General features: G+C 71.7%; 15 protein-coding genes. 12 read left to right on the top strand and 3 right to left on the bottom strand.

Going from position 1 to position 14,887, the window contains the following annotated elements; genetic code table 11:
* The 8 genes from LO931_RS04220 (at nt 1) to LO931_RS04185 (ending at nt 7,890) form a co-directional block, all read left to right on the top strand.
* A complete protein-coding gene (locus tag LO931_RS04220; protein WP_229051968.1) occupies nt 1-900 on the top strand; it encodes a sugar phosphate isomerase/epimerase in 900 nt (299 codons plus the stop codon).
* Complete coding sequence (locus tag LO931_RS04215) at nt 897-2,039, top strand: Gfo/Idh/MocA family protein (RefSeq protein ID WP_229051966.1); 1,143 nt, start codon at nt 897-899, stop codon at nt 2,037-2,039. Before LO931_RS04220 ends, LO931_RS04215 begins: the two co-directional genes overlap by 4 nt.
* Nucleotides 2,036-3,067, top strand: coding sequence for a sugar phosphate isomerase/epimerase (locus LO931_RS04210; RefSeq protein ID WP_229051965.1), 1,032 nt, complete (start codon nt 2,036-2,038; stop codon nt 3,065-3,067). Before LO931_RS04215 ends, LO931_RS04210 begins: the two co-directional genes overlap by 4 nt.
* A 289-nt stretch (nt 3,068-3,356) precedes the next feature.
* Nucleotides 3,357-3,845 (top strand): DUF4395 domain-containing protein, encoded by a 489-nt coding sequence (locus LO931_RS04205; protein WP_229051963.1) that lies wholly within the window; start codon nt 3,357-3,359, stop codon nt 3,843-3,845.
* A 50-nt stretch (nt 3,846-3,895) separates the two neighbouring features.
* Nucleotides 3,896-4,744: a sulfurtransferase gene (locus LO931_RS04200; protein WP_229051961.1), complete on the top strand. Its 849-nt coding sequence runs from the start codon at nt 3,896-3,898 to the stop codon at nt 4,742-4,744.
* A 1-nt stretch (nt 4,745) separates the two neighbouring features.
* Nucleotides 4,746-5,042 (top strand): DUF1416 domain-containing protein, encoded by a 297-nt coding sequence (locus LO931_RS04195; protein WP_229051960.1) that lies wholly within the window; start codon nt 4,746-4,748, stop codon nt 5,040-5,042.
* A gap of 376 nt (nt 5,043-5,418) precedes the next feature.
* Nucleotides 5,419-6,033, top strand: coding sequence for an LPXTG cell wall anchor domain-containing protein (locus LO931_RS04190; protein WP_229051959.1), 615 nt, complete (start codon nt 5,419-5,421; stop codon nt 6,031-6,033).
* A gap of 93 nt (nt 6,034-6,126) precedes the next feature.
* Nucleotides 6,127-7,890, top strand: coding sequence for a DUF4012 domain-containing protein (locus tag LO931_RS04185; protein ID WP_229051956.1), 1,764 nt, complete (start codon nt 6,127-6,129; stop codon nt 7,888-7,890).
* Between the two features lie 32 nt (nt 7,891-7,922).
* Here the strand turns inward: LO931_RS04185 and LO931_RS04180 are convergent, their stop codons facing one another.
* Both LO931_RS04180 and dtd read right to left on the bottom strand, forming a co-directional pair.
* A complete protein-coding gene (locus LO931_RS04180) occupies nt 7,923-9,035 on the bottom strand; it encodes an LCP family protein (protein WP_229051954.1) in 1,113 nt (370 codons plus the stop codon).
* A 102-nt stretch (nt 9,036-9,137) separates the two neighbouring features.
* Nucleotides 9,138-9,560 (bottom strand): D-aminoacyl-tRNA deacylase, encoded by a 423-nt coding sequence (gene dtd / locus LO931_RS04175; protein ID WP_229051952.1) that lies wholly within the window; start codon nt 9,558-9,560, stop codon nt 9,138-9,140.
* Nucleotides 9,561-9,596: 36 nt separating this feature from the next.
* On the opposite strand from dtd, the gene LO931_RS04170 reads away from it, so the two are divergent.
* From LO931_RS04170 to LO931_RS04160, 3 genes are read left to right on the top strand one after another with little or no spacing between them, the layout of a single operon-like run.
* Nucleotides 9,597-10,088, top strand: coding sequence for an FABP family protein (locus LO931_RS04170; RefSeq protein ID WP_229051951.1), 492 nt, complete (start codon nt 9,597-9,599; stop codon nt 10,086-10,088).
* The gene (locus LO931_RS04165; protein ID WP_229051950.1) at nt 10,075-11,028 is read left to right on the top strand and encodes a folate-binding protein YgfZ; all 954 of its coding nucleotides are present in this window, start codon (nt 10,075-10,077) and stop codon (nt 11,026-11,028) included. The genes LO931_RS04170 and LO931_RS04165 overlap by 14 nt, the downstream gene beginning before the upstream one ends.
* 1 nt (nt 11,029) lies before the next feature.
* Complete coding sequence (locus LO931_RS04160; RefSeq protein ID WP_229051949.1) at nt 11,030-11,578, top strand: hypothetical protein; 549 nt, start codon at nt 11,030-11,032, stop codon at nt 11,576-11,578.
* 9 nt (nt 11,579-11,587) lie between these two features.
* Here LO931_RS04160 and LO931_RS04155 read toward each other — a convergent pair whose 3' ends face one another.
* Nucleotides 11,588-12,922, bottom strand: a complete 1,335-nt coding sequence (locus LO931_RS04155) for a polysaccharide biosynthesis tyrosine autokinase (RefSeq protein WP_229051948.1) — start codon at nt 12,920-12,922, stop codon at nt 11,588-11,590.
* Between the two features lie 126 nt (nt 12,923-13,048).
* Between LO931_RS04155 and LO931_RS04150 the strand changes: the two genes are divergently transcribed.
* On the top strand, nt 13,049-14,845 hold the full coding sequence (locus LO931_RS04150; RefSeq protein ID WP_229051947.1) for a DEAD/DEAH box helicase: 1,797 nt from the start codon (nt 13,049-13,051) through the stop codon (nt 14,843-14,845).
* Nucleotides 14,846-14,887: the final 42 nt, after the last annotated feature.

Here is a 14,887-nt window from a genome sequence, read left to right as displayed (position 1 = left end):
GTGACGCACACCGCCCGGGCGCGCCAGATCGGGGCCAACACCTGGATCTGGACCTCGCCCCTGACCGACGAGACCGTCGGCCCGCTCCTGCAGCGGGTCGCCGGGCTCGGCTTCGACGCCGTCGAGCTGCCCCTGGAGAACGCCGGGGACCTCACGGCAGGCGTCGTCGCGCAGGCACTGGCCGACACCGGCCTGACGCCCTGCGTGGTCGGGGCGATGGCGCCCGGGCGGGACCTCGTCGCGACCGACACGGCCACGATCGAGGCGACCCGCGACTACCTGCGGGCCTGCGTCGACCTGGCGGCCGCGATCGGGGCGACGTCGGTCTGCGGACCCTTCTACGCCGCGACGGGCCGGTTGTGGCGTCTCGCGCCGGACGAGCGCGAGGCGGCCTACGGGCAGCTGCGCGAGTCCCTGGCCCCCCTCGTCGAGCACGCCGGCGAGCGGGGCGTCGCGCTCGGGATCGAGCCGCTGAACCGCTACGAGACGTCGTTCGTGAACACGGTCGACCAGGGTCTCGACGCCCTGGGCGACCTGCTCGGTCCGGCGCTCGGCCTCGCGCTGGACACCTACCACCTCAACATCGAGGAGCGCTCCAGCGCCGACGCTGTCCGGCGGGCCGGTGAGCACCTCGTGCACGTCCAGGTCTGCGGCAACGACCGGGGAGCACCAGGCGGTGACCAGACCGACTGGTCCGCGCTCCTGGCCGCACTCGACGACGTCGCGTACGACGGCCCTCTCGTGATCGAGAGCTTCACCTCCGACAACGCCTCGATCGCGACGGCCGCCTCGATCTGGCGTCCGCTGGCGCCGACGCAGGACGACCTCGCCCGCGACGGCCTGACCTTCCTGCGGTCGCTCGACGACCGCACCCCCACCAGTGCAGGAGCATCCGCGTGAGCGAGATCGACGGTGTCCTCGGCGTGGCCGTGATCGGCTACGCGTTCATGGGCCGAGCCCACTCCGACGCCTGGCGCACGGTCGGCGCCTTCCGCGCCGACCTGCCCCTCGTGCGCCAGCAGGTGCTGGTCGGCCGCGACGCGACCGAGGTCGACCGGGCCGCCCGGCGGCTCGGCTGGGCCGAGAGCTCGACCGACTGGCGCTCAGTGCTCGAGCGGCCGGACGTCGACGTGGTCGACGTGTGCGTGCCGGGCCACCTGCACGCCGAGATCGCGGTCGCCGCGCTCGAGGCGGGCAAGCACGTCATCGTCGAGAAGCCGCTCGCCAACACGATCGTCGAGGCCGAGAAGATGGTCGACGCCGCGCGGATCGCCCGCGGGCGCGGGGTCCGCTCGATGGTCGGCTTCAACTACCGCCGCGTCCCGGCGCTGGCCCTGGCCCGTCGGCACGTCGCGGACGGCCGCATCGGCGAGGTGCGGCAGGTGCGCATCAGCTACCTGCAGGACTGGCTCGTCGACGAGCGGGCGCCGATGTCGTGGCGCCTGCGTCGGGAGTCGGCGGGCTCGGGCGCCCTGGGCGACCTCGGGTCGCACGCCGTCGACCAGGTGCGCTTCCTGCTCGGCCAGGACGTCACCGAGGTCAGCGGGTCGACGCACACGTTCGTGACGCAGCGCCCGGGCGAGCACGGTGCCGAGGACGTCTCGGTCGACGACGCCGCCTGGGCGACGCTACGCACGAGCGGCGGAGCCGTCGTCAGCCTCGAGGTCAGCCGCATGGCGACCGGCCGCAAGAACTCCCTGCGCATCGAGGTCTTCGGGAGCCGCGGGTCGCTGGGCTTCGACCTGGAGTCGCTCAACGAGCTCTGGACCTGCCTGGACGGAGCGGAGTTCCCGACCCGGGTCCTTGTCACGGAGCCCGACCAGCCCTACCTCGACGGCTGGTGGCCGCCGGGGCACGTGCTGGGATGGGACCACACCTTCACGCACCAGGCCGCGGACTTCCTGCGCGCGGTCGCGGACGGCGACGACCCGACGCCGTCGTTCGAGGACGGCCTCGCGGTCCAGCAGGTGCTCGAGGCGATCGAGCGCAGCGGCACCCCCCAGAACACCAGCGACGCGCGACCGGAGGTCGTCCGATGACCCAGCAGCCGACGGGCCAGCGCCCCTTCACCCTCTTCACGGGCCAGTGGGTCGACCTGCCCCTCGAGGAGGTGGCCGCCCTGGCCGCGGGTTGGGGCTACGACGGTCTCGAGATCGCCGTCTCGGGCGAGCACCTCGACGCCTGGCGCTGGGACGACGACGAGTACGTGGCCGAGCGCCTCTCGATCCTCGAGCGGCACGGCCTCGGGCTGTGGGCGATCTCGAACCACCTCACGGGCCAGGCCGTCTGCGACGACCCGATCGACGAGCGCCACCAGGCGATCGTCCGCGAGCGCGTCTGGGGCGACGGCGACGCCGAGGGGGTCCGGCAGCGGGCCGCCGAGGAGCTCGAGAACACGGCCCGCCTCGCGCAGCAGCTCGGCGTCTCGACCGTCGTCGGTTTCACGGGCTCGTCGATCTGGCCGTACGTCGCGATGTTCCCGCCGGTCTCGGCCGAGCGCATCGAGGCGGGCTTCGTCGACTTCGCCGAGCGCTGGAACCCGATCATGGACGTCTTCGACGAGTGCGGGGTGCGGTTCGCGCTCGAGGTGCACCCCTCCGAGATGGCCTACGACCACTGGTCGACGGTCCGGACGCTCGAGGCGATCGGCCACCGCGAGGCGTTCGGGCTGAATTGGGACCCGAGCCACATGGTGTGGCAGGGGATCGACCCGGTCGCGTTCATCTCCGACTTCGCCGACCGGATCTACCACGTCGACTGCAAGGACACCCGCATGCGGATGGGGGGAGGGCGCAACGGCATCCTCTCGTCGCACCTGCCCTGGGGCGACCCGCGTCGAGGCTGGGACTTCGTGTCGGCCGGGCACGGCGACGTTCCGTGGGAGGACTGCTTCCGCACGCTGCACCGCATCGGGTACGACGGCCCGATCTCGATCGAGTGGGAGGACGCCGGCATGGACCGCCTGCTGGGCGCCCCGGAGGCGCTGGCCCTCCTGCGGCCGCTCGACTTCGCGCCCCCGGCGGTGGCGTTCGACGCGGCTTTCAGCAAGCAGTCCGAGCAGGGCTGAGCAGGTCAGGGCCAGGTCTGAGCTACTCGCGAGGCGACCAGCGTCTCGTAATTCGGACAGTCGTCTCATGATGTAGGACTCCGATGAGACGTCGTCGCTCTGGTCTGCCTACAGTGGACGCATGCTCGGACACACCCACCTGACGCGTCGCCTGGCAGTGGACAACTGCCGCACGCGCTCAGCGCTGTGTCGCTCCTGACCGGCTGACCTGCGCGTCGCCGTCCCGCTCGCCGTGTCCTCGGCGGGCCCTGTTGTCCCGTCATGCGTCCACGACGCGAGGAGCCACTCCATGTCCACGTCCTCCACCGGCACCCCGGTGCCCGCCGGCACGCCGGCCGGGCCCGTCCAGGTCGACCCGCGCGGCCTGCGGTTCGGTGCTGCCGTGACGTCGGTCGTCGTCGCCGCGGCCCTCCTGACCGTCACCCCGGCCCGCGAGGTCGCGCTGGTGCTCACCGGCGTCCAGGCGGTCGTGTTCGCGATCGGCGCGTTCCTCGGCGTGCGGCACTCGCCGTACGGCCGGGTCTTCGCCCGTTTCGTGCGCCCGCGCCTGGGTGCTCCCACCGAGCTGGAGGACGCCCGTCCTCCGCAGTTCGCCCAGGCCGTGGGGCTGGTGTTCGCCGTCGTGGCGCTCGTCGCCCTCGCGGCCGACGCCGCTGCCGTCGCGCTGGTCGCCCTGGCCTTCGCGCTCGTCGCTGCTTTGCTCAACGCCGTCGTGGGCTTCTGCCTCGGCTGCGAGATGTACCTGCTGATCCGCCGTGCCACGGCCGGAACAGCCTGAACTGCCCTGTCCACCATCCCGACGCACCATCCATCACCAAGGAGCACCACATGAGCCGTGAGACCGCACTGGTCACCGCTGACTGGGTCGAGCAGAACCTCGACAACGACAAGGTCGTCCTCATCGAGGTCGACGAGGACGCGTCGGCGTACGACAAGGGCCACATCCCCGGTGCCGTGAAGCTCGACTGGAAGAAGGACCTCCAGGACGGCGTCCGCCACGACTTCATCGGCAAGGACAAGCTCGAGAAGCTGCTGTCCGACAAGGGCATCGCCAACGACGACACCGTCGTGTTCTACGGCGGCAACAACAACTGGTTCGCCGCCTACGCGTTCTGGTACCTCAAGTACTACGGCCACACCGACGTCCGCCTGCTCGACGGCGGCCGCAAGAAGTGGGAGCTCGACAGCCGTCAGCTGACCGCCGACGCGACCGACCGCCCGGCCACGACCTACAGCGCGTCCGAGCCGAACGACGCCATCCGCGCCTACCGCGACGAGGTCATCGAGGCGATCGGCTCGAAGAACCTCATCGACGTCCGCAGCCCCGACGAGTTCGCCGGCCGCCTGCTCGCCCCCGCGCACCTGCCGCAGGAGGCCGCGCAGATCGCCGGTCACATCCCCACCGCGGGCAACGTGCCGTGGAGCAAGGCCGCGAACGACGACGGCACGTTCCGCAGCGACGACGAGCTGAAGGCGCTCTACGCCGACGCCGGCCTCGACGAGGGCAAGGACACGATCGCCTACTGCCGCATCGGCGAGCGCAGCTCGCACACGTGGTTCGTGCTGAGCGAGATCCTCGGCTACCCGAACGTCAAGAACTACGACGGCTCGTGGAGCGAGTACGGCTCGCTGCGCGGCGTGCCGGTCGCCCTCGGCGACGAGCGCGGGGAGGCCTGACATGTGCGGAGCGATCCAGGGCGGCCCCAGCCTCGAGGGCGTCGACGTGGCCAACCAGGCCGTGATCCAGGGCATCGTCACGCGTGACGGCGAGCCCGTCGGCAACGCGTACGTGCGTCTGCTCGACCGCACGGGAGAGTTCACGGCCGAGGTGCCCACCTCGGCGACCGGTCAGTTCCGCTTCTTCGCGGCTCCCGGTGAGTGGACGCTGCGCACGCTCGCCCCGCGCTCGGCCTCGGTCGACCGTCCGGTCGTGGCCGCGCTCGGCAGCGTCGCGGACATCGCCGTCACCGTCTGAGACACGCTCCATCGACCCGGCTTCCGGGCGCCTCGGCGCCTGGGAGCCGGGTCGACCCCTGTTCGGGGGTCGATCGGCGCGATCGAGGCAGATCGGCGTAACCGGGTCCGCCGTCGCCGGTGGCTCTGCGCTGGCCCTGCGTCGGCGACAGGCCTGAAGGCACGACGACCTGAGACACGCGTCACGAGCGAGTCGGTCGGACCTCGTGGTCCGACCGGCCGGTTTGTGGTTTCATATGAGGTGTCATCGCCCGAAGTCGTGCGTGACCTCGCAGTCCTGGAATCGTTGAGGACTGTGTGAGTGCTCCCGCGTGGGGTCGTTCACGTCGAGAAGAACTGCCAGCCCTGGCCCACCATCACTGAACTTTGGGAGCAACATGAGGAAAATCCTCGGAACGCTCGCTGCTCTGGCGTCCCTGTTGCTGGTCGGCCTGACCGCCGGCCCGGCCAACGCTGAGCTGAGCACCGGCTACGCCGGAGGCGACGGCGTCGTCGTGAACATCTCCGGCGGCGAGCTCGTCGGCGGCGGCGTCGTCAACGTCAAGGTCAGCGCGTCGCGCACCGTCGACGGCGCGCCCCAGCCCGTCGTCTGCAACTCGGTCGCGGTGAACACCGTCCCGAACCTGGTCGAGGGCTTCAGTGGCGGCGGACAGGCGTCCTACGACCTGAACCTCGACACCGAGGTCGTCCAGAACCGCACCCCCACGACCATCACGGTCACCTGCAACTACACGCCGATCGTCGCCCTGGGCGAGTCGGGCGTGGCCACGGCCAGCACGGCCTCGCTCCCCGCGGTCTCGACCGCGTGCGGCACCGGCTGCGTCACGAACAGCAACACGGTCGTGCTGCTGCCCCGTGCGGGTGGCAACAACAGCTCGGGCATCCTCCCGACGACCGGTACCGAGATCGGCCTGTGGCTCCTGGCCGTCGGCGGCATCCTGGTCGCCGGTGGCGCCGGCATCGCGGTCGCCGCACGTCGCCGCAACGCCTGAGTCACACCACGACTGCTTCACCTCACGGAGCCGGGTCACGCGATGTGACCCGGCTTCGTGCTGTCCTAGGCAAGAACATCGAAAGGCTGGACCGTGCTGCGTGACGTGCTGAGACCGTCGGACTGGACGCGCCGCGGCGTGCTGATCACGGTCGGCAGCGTCCTCGGCCTGGCGCTCGCGTGGCTCGCCCTCCAGGCGACGCTCGCCTCGCTCGCGCTCACCAAGGCGGCCGACCAGTCGGCGGTCCTGCGGGCCGCTCTCGTCTCGGGTGACCAGGAGACCGCGGAGGCCGCGCTCGACCAGCTCACGCTGTTCGCCGACCGGGCCCACGACAACTCCGACGGCCCGCTGTGGTGGCTCGCCGGCCGCGTCCCGTTCATCGGCGACGAGGCCCGGGCCCTCACCACGATCTCCTCCGGGCTCTCGGTCGCCGTGCACGACGCCCTGCCGCCCCTCATGGAGATCTCCGGCGACCTCGAGGCCGACAGCTTCACGGTGCGCGACAGCATGATCGACCCCGCGCTGTTCACCTCGATCGCGCCGGCGCTCACGCGCAGCGCGGACGCCTACGCGCCGGTCGTGGAGGAGATCGCCGACCTCGACACCAGCGGCCTGTTCGGCCGGTTCCAGCGCCCTGTCGTCACGGCGCAGAACCAGCTGCTCGAGGTCGGCAACGTGCTGGACTCGGCCGCGAGGGCGGCCGACGTGCTCCCGAGGGTGCTCGGCACGGAAGGCCCCCGCACCTACCTCGTCGCGGTGCAGAGCAACGCGGAGGTCCGCCCGCTCGGTGGCGTGCCGGGCACGTGGCTGCTCGTGCAGACCGACAACGGCCGGATCTCGATCCTGGAGACGGGCTCGTCGAGCGACCTCCCGCCGCTCGATGCTCCGGCGGCGCCGCTCACCGCGCAGGAGACCGCCCTCTACGGCACGACGGTCGGCACGGACTTCCGCAACTCGATGCTGAACCCCGACTTCCCGCGGTCGGCCGAGCTCGCCAGCTCGATCTTCGCGACGATCCGGGGAGTCCAGGTCGACGGCGTCATCGCGGTCGACCCGGTCACGCTCGCCTACCTGCTGGTGGGCACCGGCCCGATCGTGGCGAGCGACGGCTCGGTCCTGACGTCGGAGAACGCCGTCGACGTGCTGCTGAACCAGTCGTACATCAACTTCCCCGACGGGGCGAAGCAGAACGCCTACTTCGAGAGCACGGCGCGTGCCGTCTTCGACGTCTTCACCGCAGGTCAGGGTGACCCCTCGACCGTGCTCCGCGGTCTGGCCACGGCGGCCGGCGAGCGCCGCGTGCTGGTCTGGTTCCGCGACGAGGCGCTCGAGGACGAGCTCGGCGACGACGTCATCGCGGGCCGGTTCGGCCCCGACGGCGACGCTCCGACGGTGGGCGTCTTCCTGTCGGACCGCACCGAGGCGAAGCTGCAGTACTACCTCACGAGCGGAACGTCGGTCAGCTCCTCGAGCTGTGAGGACGACGAGCAGAAGCTCACCGTCCGCACCGAGCTGCGCTCGACGGTGCCCGTCGACCCGTCACGGCTGCCGCTGTCGGTCCTCGGCCTCTCCCCGTACGCCCCGCCCGGCACGATGGTGCTGCGCGTCCGCGCGTACACGCCGTCCGGCGGTTCGGTCGAGGCGGTCGAGGTCGACGGCGCCGAGGTGCCCTTCGAGACCCAGGTCTCCGGCGACCGACTCGTCGCCTACGTCGAGGTGCAGCTCGCCCCCGGCGCCACCAGCGACGTGCGCGTCCGGATGACCGGAGGCGAGGGACAGACCGAGGACGGCCGCCTGCTCACGACGCCGGGTCTGCAGCCGGGCCAGACCGACGTCGGGTTCCGCACCGCCTGCTGACGAGCAGCTCGCTCCCGGTGGCCGGGGTCGGGTCAGCTGACCTCGTCGGCGCCCGGCAGCTGCTCGTCCGGGTAGGCCGTGATGTACGAGCCGACCTGGTCGCTCAGCACGGCCTGCCAGAGCTCGTCCGACTGGCTCTCCTTGAGGATCACGACGTTGCCGACCCCGGAGACGTCCTCGGTGGTCGCGACCGGCGCGGTCATGAAGGCGACGGTCTCGGAGCTGACGTTGCGCAGGGACAGCGCGAGCGAGCGCAGGCTCGACGGCGACCAGTTCGAGTCGAGCGTCATGTTGTTCGAGAGCGCCTCGAGCGTGTTCGAGAGCTTGATCGGGTTGGTCAAGGTGCCCCGCGAGAGCAGCTTGTTCATGACGCTGCGCAGGAAGTTCTGCTGGCGCGCGATGCGGTCGAAGTCGCCGCGCTGCAGGCCGTGGCGGGTGCGCACGTAGGCCAGGGCCTCGTCGCCCTCCATGACCTTGGTGCCGGCCTCCCAGGTGATGCCCTGCTGGGGATCGGTGAAGGTCTCCGGGATCGTCACCTCGACGCCGCCGACGGCGGTGGTGATGTCCTTGAAGCCCTCCCAGTCGATGATCGCGAGGTGGTCGATCGTGATGCCCGTGAGCGCCTGGACCGTCGCGACGGCGCCGGCCGGGCCGTACTGCGAGAAGGCGGCGTTGATCTTCTGCTTGTTGGTCGCCTCGCCGTCCTCGTCGTAGATCGTCGTGTACGTGTCGCGAGGGATCGAGATGAGCTGGACGCCGCTGCGGTCGGCCGGGATGTGCACGAGCATCAAGGTGTCGCTGCGGTACTTGCCGGCAGGCCAGTCGGCCAGGACCGCGTCCTCCTCGATCGAGGAGCCGCCCTCGTTGTTCTCGGCCATGTCGGAACCGAGCAGCAGGACGTTGAGGGCGCGACCCTCGTCGGGGTCGGGCTCACCGGACTGGACGGTGCTGATGTCGACCCGGCCGAAGTTCGAGAGCTGCTTGTTGAGGTGGTACGCATAGGCGCCCACGGACGTCAGGAGCAGCCCGACGATCGTCAGCAGCGTCAGCAGCAGGCGGCGGTGACGGCGGTGGAAGGGGAGTCCACCCATGCGTCGCTTGCCGGCGTCGCGGTACTTGCGCGACGACTCCCGACCTGCGGCCATGCTGCTCTCACTCCCACTTCGGACCCGACCACGTGCGGGCATGTCGTCCTATTGTGCCGGGTCCGGCCCAATTCTCGCCGTCCAACCTCGATGTCGGGGCCCTCAGCTGTCGATGATGATCGTCACAGGACCGTCGCCGACGATCTCGACCGCCATCTGCGCACCGAACCGCCCGGTGGCCACCGGCACGCCCCGGGAGCGCAAGGACTCGCAGAAGGCCTCGTAGATCGGCTCGGCCACCGGCGCGGGCGCGGCCGCGGACCAGGACGGCCGGCGACCCTTCCGCGTGTCGGCGTACAGCGTGAACTGGCTGACCACCAGGACCTCGCCGTCGCCGTCGGCCAGGGAGGTGTCACCGGCGAGCACACGGAGGCGGTGCAGGCGGTGGGCCAGACGGTCGCCCACCTCGGCGGTGTCGTCGTGGGTCACGCCCAGCAGCACGACCAGGCCGGGCCCGATCTCGCCGACCGTCTGCTCGTCGACGCGCACGGCGCCGCGGGTGACCCGCTGCACGACTGCTCTCACGACCTCGAGAATAGGCCCGCCGGTAGGATCGGTGGCATGCCCTTCGAGATCCCCAGTGACCTGCACCCCTCGCTGGTGCCGGTCGCCTGGTTGCTCGGCACCTGGCACGGCAACGGGCGGGGCGAGTACCCGACCGTCGAGCCGTACACGTTCGAGCAGGAGCTCGTGTTCGCGCACGACACCCGACCGTTCCTGCACTACTTCAGCCGGTCCTGGACCACCGACGAGCAGGGCGGCCGCACCGGCCCGGGGGCGCTCGAGACGGGCTTCCTGCGGCCCACCGACGACGGCATCGAGATGGTGCTCGCCCACCCCAGCGGCCACGCCGAGGTCTGGTACGGCGCCACCGACGGTCCGCGGCTCCAGCTCGCGACCGACCTGGTCGCCCGCACCGCGTCGGCCACCGAGTACACCGCCGGCCAGCGCCTCTACGGCCTGGTCGAGAGCCGTTTGATGTACGCCTACGACATGGCCGCCGAAGGACACGAGATGCAGTCACACCTGTGGGGTCAGCTTGAGCGCGTATGAGTCCCGTCGATCCCCGCTCCTGGACCTGCCCGGAGCGGTCTTCGCCGACGCCCCGGACTCCGCGGTCGCGGCCCACTACGGCAGCATCGTCAACGAGCAGCGCCGCTTCGAGGCGGGCGGCACGTTCGTCGACCTGTCGCACCGCGACGTCCTGACGATCTCGGGCCCCGACCGCCTGACGTGGCTCCACGACCTCTCGACGCAGCACGTGCGCGACCTCGCGCCCGGGGTGGCGACCTCGGCGCTGATCCTGTCGCCACAGGGGCGCATCGAGCACGGCTTCGACCTCGTCGACGACGGCGAGACGGTGTGGGCCCACACCGAGCCGGGCGCCGCAGCGCCCCTCGTCGCGTTCCTGGACCGCATGCGGTTCATGACCCGGGTCGAGGTGCGCGAGGTCACCGACGAGCACGCCGTGATCGGTCTGCCCGGTCTGGCGTGGCAGATCCGCCCGCGCGCGACGCTGGCCGACCTCCCCGCCGAGCTCGGCGACCCGGTCGGCACCTGGGCCTGGGAGGCCGCGCGCATCGCCGACGGCCGAGCTCGCGTGGGTCTCGACACCGACGAGCTCACGATCCCGAACGAGGCCGGACTGCTCGACGTCGCGGTGCACCTCGACAAGGGCTGCTACCGCGGGCAGGAGACGGTGGCGCGCGTGCACACGCTCGGCCGTCCTCCGCGCCGCCTGACCCTGCTGCACCTCGACGGCTCCGTCGACCACCTCCCGGCCGTGGGGTCGGAGGTCACGGCCGACGGCCGCAAGGTCGGCACGGTCGGCACCTCGGCCCGCCACCACGAGCTCGGTCCGATCGCCCTCGCGCTCCTGAAGCGCTCGGTCGACCTGGCGGCCCCGCTCCTGGTCGACGGCGTCGCCGCCGCGCAGGAGGTCGTCGTCGACCCCGAGGTCGGCCTGCACGTGCGGCCCTCGGTGCGAGGCTGACGTGCAGCATCGCTTCGCGGTGCTCGCGGTCTGCACCGCCAACATCTGCCGGTCGCCGCTGATGGAGATGGTCCTGCGCGACCGTCTCGATCCGTCGCACTTCGAGGTGGCCAGCGCCGGCGTGCGCGGCTGGGTCGACAAGCCGATGGACGCGATGGCGGCGATGGAGCTCATGCGCCTCGGGCTGACCCCCGGCTCGTTCCGCTCGCACCCGATCGACGACTACTTCGTCGACTCGGCCGGGCTCATCCTGACCGCGACCAGCGACCACCGCTCGGAGATCCTCGGCGGGACCCCGGAGGCGCTGCGCCGCACCTTCACGCTCGTCGAGTTCGCCCAGCTGGCCCCCTCGGTCGAGGCCGACTCCCCGGAGGAGCTCGTGGCCGAGGCCGCGCGGCTGCGCAGCCGCGCCCGCGGCAGCCTCGACGTCGTCGACCCATACCGCCGCAAGCCGGCGGTCTACCGCACGGTCGCCGACCAGATCGACGCCGCCTGCGCGACGATCGCCGAGCGGCTCAACGCCCTCGCCGTCACCGTCGACAACGCCTGAGCGCCGGACTCAGCGGCGACGGGCGGCGCGACGCCCCGAGCTCGACGCGGTCTCGCGCGCGAAGAACTCCGGGCCGTAGCCGCTGCCGTAGCCGTAGCGCGAGGTCGAGCGCCGCGGCGTCATCGTGATGACGGTGCCGAGCACCCGTGCGCCGACGGCCTGCAGGCGCTCGGCGGCGCCCTTGAGCTCGTCCAGCCGCGTGCGTCCGTGCCGCACGACGACCAGGGCCCCGTCGGACAGCGCGGCCAGCAGGGCGCCGTCGGTCACGGCGAGCAGCGGCGGTGCGTCGATGAGGACGAGGTCGTAGCTCTCGGACAGGTGGCCGACGAGGTTGAGCATCGCCTCGGTCTGCAGCAGCTCCGACGGGTTCGGGGGCAAGGTGCCGCTCGTGAGGACGTCCAGGCCCGGCGTGCGGGTCGACTGCACGGCCGACTCGGGCGAGACCCGACCGACGAGGGCAGTCGTCAGTCCGACGGTGCGCTCCAGGCCGAACATCGAGTCGAGCCGTGGCTTGCGGAGGTCGCCGTCGATCAGCAGCACGCGACGGCCGGTCTCGGCCAGGGCGATCGCGAGCGACGACGACGTGGTCGACTTGCCCTCGTTCGGCAGGGCGCTGGTGATCGTGATGACCTGCTGGGGGGAGTCGACGTCCAGGAACTGCAGGTTCGTGCGCAGGATGCGCATCGACTCGCGGCGGGGGTGGTTCGACTCCAGCTGCGAGAGCAGCGGGTGGTCGGCCATGTCGGGGTCCTGGGCCACGGTGCCCAGCACGGGAGCGTCGGTCAGCGACTTCGCGTCGTCGGCGGTGCCCACGACGGCTGGTGCGCCGGAGCGGGCGAGGGCGACCAGGGCCCCCACCAGGAAGCCCGCGGCAGCGCCGACCAGCAGGTACAGGACCCAGTCGGGGCTCGTGGCGGAGTCGCTCGCCGCGGCCGACGACACGACGGTCGCGGTGAGCCCGGACTCGCCCGCACGGTCGGCGACGAACCGCGTGAACGCCTCGACCACGGCCGCCGCGCGGTTGCGTGCCTGCTCGGGCGTGTCGCCGTCGACGGAGAGCTCGATGACGTCCGATCCCTCGCGCGGCTCGGCCGTGACGGGGGCGTCGACGCCGGCGTCGTCGGCGAGGTCGCGACCCTCGAGCGTCGCGGCGTACGAGGCGACCACGCGGGCGCCGGGGGAGGACGGTCCGGCCTCGCCCGACTGCTGCACCAGGACCTCGGCGGTGCCGGTGTACTGCGGGGACTGGAAGGTGACGGCCAGGGCGGCGAGCCCGATGCCGAGGAGGGTCACGACGGCCACGATCGGCCAGCGACGGGCGATGGCGCCCAGGGTGTGACGCACGAGTCTTCCTCCCGATTGCGGTCCGGACTGGCCGAAACACTACGGTATGAGGACCCCGCCGGTGATGCGCTGATTGATGTTGGTGACGTTGCGCTGCACCGCGACCTCGCCGATCATCGGAGCAGCATGAGTTCCACCCCGTCCACCTTCGCCGACCTGGGCCTCTCGGCCGGGCTCGTGGCGGTGCTCTCCGATCTCGGGTACGAGTCGCCCACCCCCATCCAGGCCCGGGCCATCCCCGAGCTCCTGGCCGGTCGCGACGTCGTCGGACTGGCCCAGACCGGCACCGGCAAGACGGCCGCGTTCGCGCTGCCGATGCTCGACGGTCTCGACCCGGACCGGTCCGAGACGCAGGCCCTGATCATGGCGCCCACGCGCGAGCTCGCGCTGCAGGTCGCCGACGCCGTCACGAGCTACGCCGCGAAGCTTCCGGGCATCCGTGTGCTCCCGGTCTACGGCGGCCAGGGCTACGCGGCCCAGCTGCGCGGGCTCGAGCGGGGCGCCCACGTCGTGGTCGGCACGCCGGGTCGCGTCATCGACCACCTCGAGCGCGGCAGCCTCGAGCTGTCGGGCCTCGACCACCTCGTGCTCGACGAGGCCGACGAGATGCTCACGATGGGCTTCGCGGAGGACGTCGAGCGCATCCTGCGCGACACCCCCGACGAGAAGCAGGTGGCCCTGTTCTCGGCCACGATGCCGCCGGCGATCCGTCGCCTGGCCAAGAAGTACCTGCACGACCCGGTCGACGTCTCGATCGACGCGAGCATCCGCTCGACCTCCACGGTCAAGCAGCGCTGGATCGGCGTGCACCACCACGGCAAGTTCGACGCGCTGACCCGTCTGCTCGAGGTCGAGGACGGCGACGGCCTGCTGATCTTCGTGCGCACCAAGCAGTCCACCGAGGACCTCGCCGAGCGGTTGCGGGGCCGGGGCTTCGACGCGGCCGCCCTGAACGGCGACCTCGCCCAGGCGCAGCGCGAGCGCATCGTCGGCGGCTTGAAGTCCGGGGCGATCGACATCGTCGTCGCCACCGACGTCGCGGCCCGTGGTCTCGACGTCGACCGCATCACGCACGTCATCAACTACGACATCCCGCACGACACCGAGGCGTACGTGCACCGCATCGGCCGCACGGGCCGTGCGGGCCGCAGCGGCGACGCGATCGTGTTCGTCACGCCGCGCGAGCGCCGCATGCTGTCGGCGCTCGAGAAGGTCTCCGGCCGCACGCTCGAGCAGATGTCGGTCCCGTCGCCCGACGAGGTCAACGAGCGGCGCGCGTCGCGGCTCACCGAGTCGATCACCGAGAGCCTCGGCTCCCCGCAGTTCCACGCGTTCCGCGCCCTGGTCGAGGCCTACGTCGCCGAGCACGGTGTGGAGATGACCGACGTCGCGGCCGCCCTGGCAGTGCTGGGCGCCGACGACCCGAACTTCTTCCTGCGGCCCGAGGCCGAGCAGCGTCACGAGCCGCGGGAGCGTCGTGAGCGCGCCCCGCGCGAGGACGGCGACCGCGGGTTCGACCGGGGTGCCGATCGCGGGGGCGACCGCGGACGCCGTTCCGAGTCCGAGGAGTCGGGGGAGTGGACGCGCTACCGGCTCGCGGTCGGCAAGCGCCACAAGATCGGACCGTCGGCGATCGTGGGTGCGCTCGCCAACGAGGGCGGCCTCAAGCGTTCCGACTTCGGCAAGATCACCCTCGGGACCGACCACGCGATCGTCGAGCTGACCGCGGGTCTCCCCGACGCGGTGTTCGAGGCCCTGCGCGGCACCCGCATCTCGGGCAAGCTCATCGACCTCCGGCTCGACGATGGTCCGCCGCCGAACCGCAACCGAGGCGAGGGCGCGCGCGGCGGGCGCCGCAGCGGTCCGTCGGGACCTTCGTCAGGGCCCCCGCGCAAGCCGCGGCACTCGGCGCGCCGCGACTGACCCGACCTCCGACGCGCGATCCTCGGGCCTTTCGTCCCGCGG

The sequence above is a fragment of the Aeromicrobium sp. Leaf350 genome, assembly GCF_916858655.1.
In the GTDB taxonomy this organism is placed as follows: Bacteria; Actinomycetota; Actinomycetes; order Propionibacteriales; family Nocardioidaceae; genus Aeromicrobium.
Note: the sequence above shows the minus strand (reverse complement) of the source record. Positions and strands in the feature narration are given on the sequence as shown.

What these genes read in the sequence shown, in the direction of transcription:
- LO931_RS04190 (WP_229051959.1), top strand. Translation starts at nt 5,419, where the DNA reads ATGAGGAAAATCCTCGGAACGCTCGCTGCTCTGGCGTCCCTGTTGCTG.
- LO931_RS04195 (WP_229051960.1), top strand. Translation starts at nt 4,746, where the DNA reads ATGTGCGGAGCGATCCAGGGCGGCCCCAGCCTCGAGGGCGTCGACGTG.
- LO931_RS04210 (WP_229051965.1), top strand. Translation starts at nt 2,036, where the DNA reads ATGACCCAGCAGCCGACGGGCCAGCGCCCCTTCACCCTCTTCACGGGC.
- LO931_RS04180 (WP_229051954.1), bottom strand. Translation starts at nt 9,035, where the DNA reads ATGGCCGCAGGTCGGGAGTCGTCGCGCAAGTACCGCGACGCCGGCAAG.
- LO931_RS04170 (WP_229051951.1), top strand. Translation starts at nt 9,597, where the DNA reads ATGCCCTTCGAGATCCCCAGTGACCTGCACCCCTCGCTGGTGCCGGTC.
- LO931_RS04150 (WP_229051947.1), top strand. Translation starts at nt 13,049, where the DNA reads ATGAGTTCCACCCCGTCCACCTTCGCCGACCTGGGCCTCTCGGCCGGG.
- LO931_RS04205 (WP_229051963.1), top strand. Translation starts at nt 3,357, where the DNA reads ATGTCCACGTCCTCCACCGGCACCCCGGTGCCCGCCGGCACGCCGGCC.
- LO931_RS04200 (WP_229051961.1), top strand. Translation starts at nt 3,896, where the DNA reads ATGAGCCGTGAGACCGCACTGGTCACCGCTGACTGGGTCGAGCAGAAC.